Here is a 5,268-nt window from a genome sequence, read left to right as displayed (position 1 = left end):
CCAGATTTTACCGGCCAAATCCAAACAGCATCTGCAAACGGCGAAGTATTTAAATTTTATGCCGTAATAATCATGGTTACCATTTTAATTCTTGCCATAGCCATTGGCGTTTTACTGTTGTTTTATTGGCTCATTTACGGCATCCTTTTAAAGCGTTTAAACCAAAATTACAAAGAGCTTAAAAAGTTAGAAGTTTAAATGGTTTGGGCGCCTGCCTGCCGGCAGGCAGGTTACGCCTCCTAAGGTCGTCGTCGGGCTTTCACTACTCGCTCCCTTCTTAGGTCTTGGAGCTCAAACATGCCGTTCAATTCCTAACGCTGGCTAGTCCGCAAATAGCAGTCTTCAACAGGCAGTTAAATCATTTTAATTTTAGAAATTTCTTCGAGCTTCAAACTTCAAACTTCCAACTTCAAACCCCAAACGTATCAACCTCAACGACATCGCCAGCTTGCATATTATTTACATGAATAGCTCCTACCCTAACCCGAACTAATCGCAACGTAGGAAACCCAACGGCCGAAGTCATTTTTCTAACCTGCCTGAACTTCCCTTCTTTTAAAATCATTGACACCCAACTAGTTGGACCATGCCTTTCGTCTCTAATCTTTTTACTGCGTTTAGGTAATTCAGGAATAACATCTAATTTAAAAGCATGGCAAGGCTTCGTTTTATATTTCTTGCCATGAAACCCAATTTCAACCCCCGTTTTTAATTGCTCAATAATTGCGTCTGAAATTGCACCATCCACCTGAGCATAGTATTCCTTTTCAACTTTCTTGCTGTTTATAAAATCGCTCATTTTGCCATCTGTAGTAAGCAATAACAAGCCTTCAGAAGCTTCATCTAACCTACCAATAGCCATAATGCCTTCAGGAAAATCATGCAAACTCCCAAGAAATTTTTTCGATTGTTGCTTCGAGTCATTACTTGCAAACTGACTCAAATACCCGTAAGGTTTATAGATTATATAATGCCTATGGATTGTTTTAGATGCTTCCATTCAAAATGCTATGCACAAGCTCCTTAGTTGGGGTTTGTCCGTTTATTTTTTCTCGCACGACATCAAAAGTGACTTTAAAATCGCAACCTGTTTTATAAGCGCTACAACCATAAGCCGTTTTGCCTTTAATGACTGTTCCTTTTTTACATTTTGGGCAAATCAATTCGTTTGATTTGGGTTTTACCTTTTTTTGCTTAGGCTCCAATTTTAACTTGAAGTTTTCATCAAAACGCAGTAAGCCTTCCACCGTTCCTGATGGCGTTTTAAAGCCTTTTAAATTAACGGTCGATCCTTTTTGAAGCAATCTTATAAACTGTTTTTCTGAAATCGTTTTTTCTCCAAAACTAAATGGCATTACAAAACCACAACCGGATTTATACTGACTACATCCATAGGCAGATTTCCCTTTTATCAAGTGTCCTTGTTTACATTTCGGGCAACTTTCAGCCGTAATTCCAGCATCTTTTTTAGCTTCCGCTTTTGCAGCTCTCTTTTTCACCGTTGTGGCATGCGAAATATTAGCACGTTTCGTTTCACTTCGCACTTCATAAACCAAAGCTTCAACCATGCGCTTCATGTTTTTTATGAAGGCACCAGCGCTAAACTCGCCTTTTTCAATATCCTTTAATTGCTTTTCCCAAGAACCCGTCAATTCAGCAGATTTTAATAAATCGTTCTGTATGGTATCAATCAACTGAATACCTGTTACCGTTGGCAAAACCTGCTTTTTATTACGAACTATATACTTTCTTTTAAAAAGCGTTTCAATAATATTGGCTCGGGTTGATGGTCGTCCAATACCGTTTTCCTTCATTAAATCTCGTAGTTCCTCATCATCCACCTGTTTGCCTGCGGTTTCCATAGCACGAAGCAACGTTGCTTCGGTAAATTGGTTTGGCGGTTTGGTTTCTTTTTCTAAAAACGACGGTTCGTGAGGACCTTTTTCTCCTTTAACAAAAGTTGGTAACATGCCTGATTCCTTTTGTTTTTTTTCTGGATCTTCAAAAACAATGCGCCATCCTTTTTCCAATATTTCTTTTCCTGTAGTTTTAAAAACTACCTTGGCAGCATGCCCTAAAACGGTGGTGTTTGAAACTTTACAATCGTCATAAAAAACCGCAATAAATCGTTTTACAATAATATCATAAACTTGTTGCTGATTGTATTGCAAATGGCTTTGCATGCCTGTTGGAATTATGGCATGGTGATCGGTTACTTTTTTATCATTAAATACTTTGGTAGACTTCTTTATTTTTTTTCCTAAAAGCGGTTGCGTTAATGCTGAATAATTAGTTAATTTCTGAAGAATTCCTGATACTTTAGGATACACGTCATTTGGTAAAAAGGTGGTATCAACTCTAGGATACGTCACCACTTTTTGCTCGTACAAGGTCTGTACAATTTTTAAAGTTTCATCTGCTGAAAACCCAAATTTGGTATTACAATACACTTGTAAACCCGTTAAATCAAAGAGTTTTGGCGCATATTCTTTACCTTTCTTTTTGCTTATCGATTTTATTTCAAACTCGCTTTCTTTTACTTTATTGGCCAAGGCTTCACCATCTTCTTTTTTAAGAAAACGCCCTTCTTCATAACTAAATAGCGTTTCTCGGTATAGCGTTTGCAATTCCCAATACGGTTGTGGTTTAAAATTTTCAATTTCTTTAAATCGACTAACTACCATAGCCAATGTTGGTGTTTGCACACGACCAACCGACAACACTTGCTTATATCCGCCATGTTTTACTGTGTATAACCGTGTGGCATTAATCCCTAATAACCAATCGCCAATAGACCGAGAAAAGCCCGCATGGTATAAATTATCGTAATCTTTTGATGGTTTTAAATTCTGAAAACCTTCTTTAATAGCTTCTGTGGTTAATGAAGAAATCCAAAGGCGTTTTACTTCACCTTTATAGTTTGCTTCATTCATAACCCAACGCTGAATAAGCTCTCCTTCTTGCCCGGCATCCCCACAGTTTATAACAACCTCGGCTTTATCAAATAAACTTTTTACAATATTAAATTGCTTTTTAATCCCAGAATTGGAAGATACTTTGGTTTCAAACTTCTCGGGAAGCATGGGTAAGTTGTTTAAATCCCAGCTTTTCCAATACGGCTTATAATCTACAGGTTCTTTAAGTGTGCACAAATGCCCAAAAGTGTACGTTACCGCATATCCATTACCTTCATAATAGCCATCGCGTTTTGTGTTGGCTCCTAATACAGCAGCAATTTCGCGGGCAACACTTGGTTTTTCAGCAATACAGACCTTCATTTTTACATCTTAAAACAGAGGTGCAAAATATAACTTTTACCGAGTTTTTTAAAGGAGAATTGTTAGTAGTTATTAACCAGATTTCAAGGCTTATTTTGCACGTTAAAATATTTTCAGAAAATACAAATGCAATTTTATATATTTACGTCATTATAAATTGCTATTTTCTTAAGCCTCTCAAAATATGCGGAAGATTTTATTCACCTTACTACTATGTTTTAGTAGTTTTTTTGGTTTTGCACAAGTTGGAATTGGCACGACAAATCCAGATCCATCGTCAATTTTAGATGTACAATCCACCACCCAAGGTTTTTTACCTCCTAGAATGACTACTGCACAAATTGCAGCTATTACAAATCCTGCTGAAGGCTTATTTATTTACGATTTAGATGATAAATGTTTTAAATTTTATAATGGCGCTTCATGGTCAGGATGTTTAGGAGAATTCCCTACTAATTCTTTAGATTGTAGTTCTGCCACAGTTAATGGCACTTTCGCAATTGGAAATCCTTTAAATGCTAGCAACACCATTACCATTGATGTACTCGTTAATGTGATTGAAACTTACACGGTAAGCACAAATACGGTAAATGGTTATAGCTTTTCAGCTAATGGGGCATTTAGTACTATAGGAATAAACACTATTACACTAACTGGAACGGGCACACCAATAGCAGCTCAAACAGATAATTTCACCATAACATTTGTTGGAAAAGGCGACACTTGCACCACGGCAGTAACGGTTACAAATACATTTCCAAATTGCTTAGCATATTTAAATGCTGGCTATACTACTGATGGTGTTTATACCATTGATCCTGATGGCGCTGGAGCTAATCCATCCTATGATTGCTATTGCGACATGACAAATAATGGCGGTGGATGGACGCTCGTATTTAACCATAATACTGCAGGTGGTTATTGGACAAATGATACAGAGGCCAATGAATTTAATGTAGCAACACCAAATATTACGACAAATAAATATTCTATTTTAAGCAAACTAGATGAGCTTATTAGTGGTGCATCCTATGAATTTAGATTACATTATCCGCAATTAGGCATTACAAATCATTGGAGCCAAACTTTTGATCCTAGAAGCGGTGCCTCAGGAATAAGACCTGTTGCTGGTTATGTAGCTATAAATATTGACTCCACAGGTAATTACTGGGGAGGCTTAGAGAATTCTGGTCCCTCTACATATTTGGATGGCTCAGTAAATAGTACAAATTGGTGGTATTCCATTGGGAGTATTGGCAATTATAGCGGCGGCATGCCAGGACCAGGTTCTGTTGTAAATATTGTACAGCTTTTTGTTAGGTAATATATTTAGCCTATTTTTTTTTCCAATGGCGTAACCTATCAAGTTCTTCTTGTTCAGCTAAATCTTTTTGAGAAATAACCTTTAAAAATGAGGGATGTTGCTCAATAGCGTATTCTATTCTTTTTACTATATCCTCTGTCGTTTCGTTATCGTAATCAATATCTAACGGTGCTTTTATCTCGATAGATTGAAGAATATTTTTCTTCTTAACACGCAATCCCTTTTTATCAAAAGAACGTCTAAAACCATCAATAACAATAGGAACTACAACTGGCTTATAACGTTTAATAATGTGCGCTGTTCCCTTTCTAATTGGCTTAAAAGGCGTGGTTGTCCCTTGTGGAAAAGTAATCACCCAACCATCATCTAGTGCTTTACCAATACTAGAAATATCACTCATTTTAACTTGTCTGTTTACATCTTTACCTTCAGATCGCCATGTACGTTCAATACTAATTGACCCCATGTAAGCTAAAATTTTTGGTAACAATCCGGCTTTCATCGTTTCTTTTGCAGCTACATAGTAGATATTTAATTTTGGTTGCCAGATATAACCAATATTTTTTATAGAATCTGTTCGGCCGCTCAAACTAGCATTAAAAACATGAAACATAGCAACTACATCGGCAAAATAAGTTTGATGGTTTGATATAAAAAGGACATTTG

At 36.8% G+C, this 5,268-nt stretch carries 4 protein-coding genes and 1 pseudogene; 2 read left to right on the top strand and 3 right to left on the bottom strand.

Annotation, left to right across the window (positions count from 1 at the left end):
- Positions 1–198 (top strand): annotated as a pseudogene (locus tag WBN21_RS01100) (hypothetical protein); the annotation flags it as partial.
- A 211-nt stretch (positions 199–409) separates the two neighbouring features.
- Here the strand turns inward: WBN21_RS01100 and WBN21_RS01095 are convergent.
- Together WBN21_RS01095 and WBN21_RS01090 are read right to left on the bottom strand one after the other, a co-directional pair.
- Positions 410–1,000, bottom strand: a complete 591-nt coding sequence (locus tag WBN21_RS01095; protein WP_424197467.1) for a pseudouridine synthase — start codon at positions 998–1,000, stop codon at positions 410–412.
- Positions 987–3,278 (bottom strand): DNA topoisomerase 3, encoded by a 2,292-nt coding sequence (locus WBN21_RS01090; RefSeq protein ID WP_424197466.1) that lies wholly within the window; start codon positions 3,276–3,278, stop codon positions 987–989. The genes WBN21_RS01095 and WBN21_RS01090 overlap by 14 nt, the downstream gene beginning before the upstream one ends.
- Before the next feature lie 184 nt (positions 3,279–3,462).
- Between WBN21_RS01090 and WBN21_RS01085 the strand changes: the two genes are divergently transcribed.
- The gene (locus WBN21_RS01085; protein ID WP_424197465.1) at positions 3,463–4,602 is read left to right on the top strand and encodes a fibrinogen-like YCDxxxxGGGW domain-containing protein; all 1,140 of its coding nucleotides are present in this window, start codon (positions 3,463–3,465) and stop codon (positions 4,600–4,602) included.
- Positions 4,603–4,612: 10 nt separating this feature from the next.
- On the opposite strand, the gene WBN21_RS01080 is transcribed toward WBN21_RS01085, so the two are convergent.
- The coding region (locus tag WBN21_RS01080; RefSeq protein ID WP_424197464.1) for a lysophospholipid acyltransferase family protein at positions 4,613–5,268 on the bottom strand (656 nt) is incomplete at its 5' end.

Source organism: Algibacter sp., from assembly GCF_049667265.1.
Taxonomy (GTDB): Bacteria; Bacteroidota; Bacteroidia; order Flavobacteriales; family Flavobacteriaceae; genus Algibacter_B.
Note: the sequence above shows the minus strand (reverse complement) of the source record. Positions and strands in the feature narration are given on the sequence as shown.

Excerpts from the sequence above, each read along its gene's own strand:
- WBN21_RS01095 (WP_424197467.1), bottom strand. The coding sequence starts at position 1,000 with ATGGAAGCATCTAAAACAATCCATAGGCATTATATAATCTATAAACCT.
- WBN21_RS01090 (WP_424197466.1), bottom strand. The coding sequence starts at position 3,278 with ATGAAGGTCTGTATTGCTGAAAAACCAAGTGTTGCCCGCGAAATTGCT.
- WBN21_RS01085 (WP_424197465.1), top strand. The coding sequence starts at position 3,463 with ATGCGGAAGATTTTATTCACCTTACTACTATGTTTTAGTAGTTTTTTT.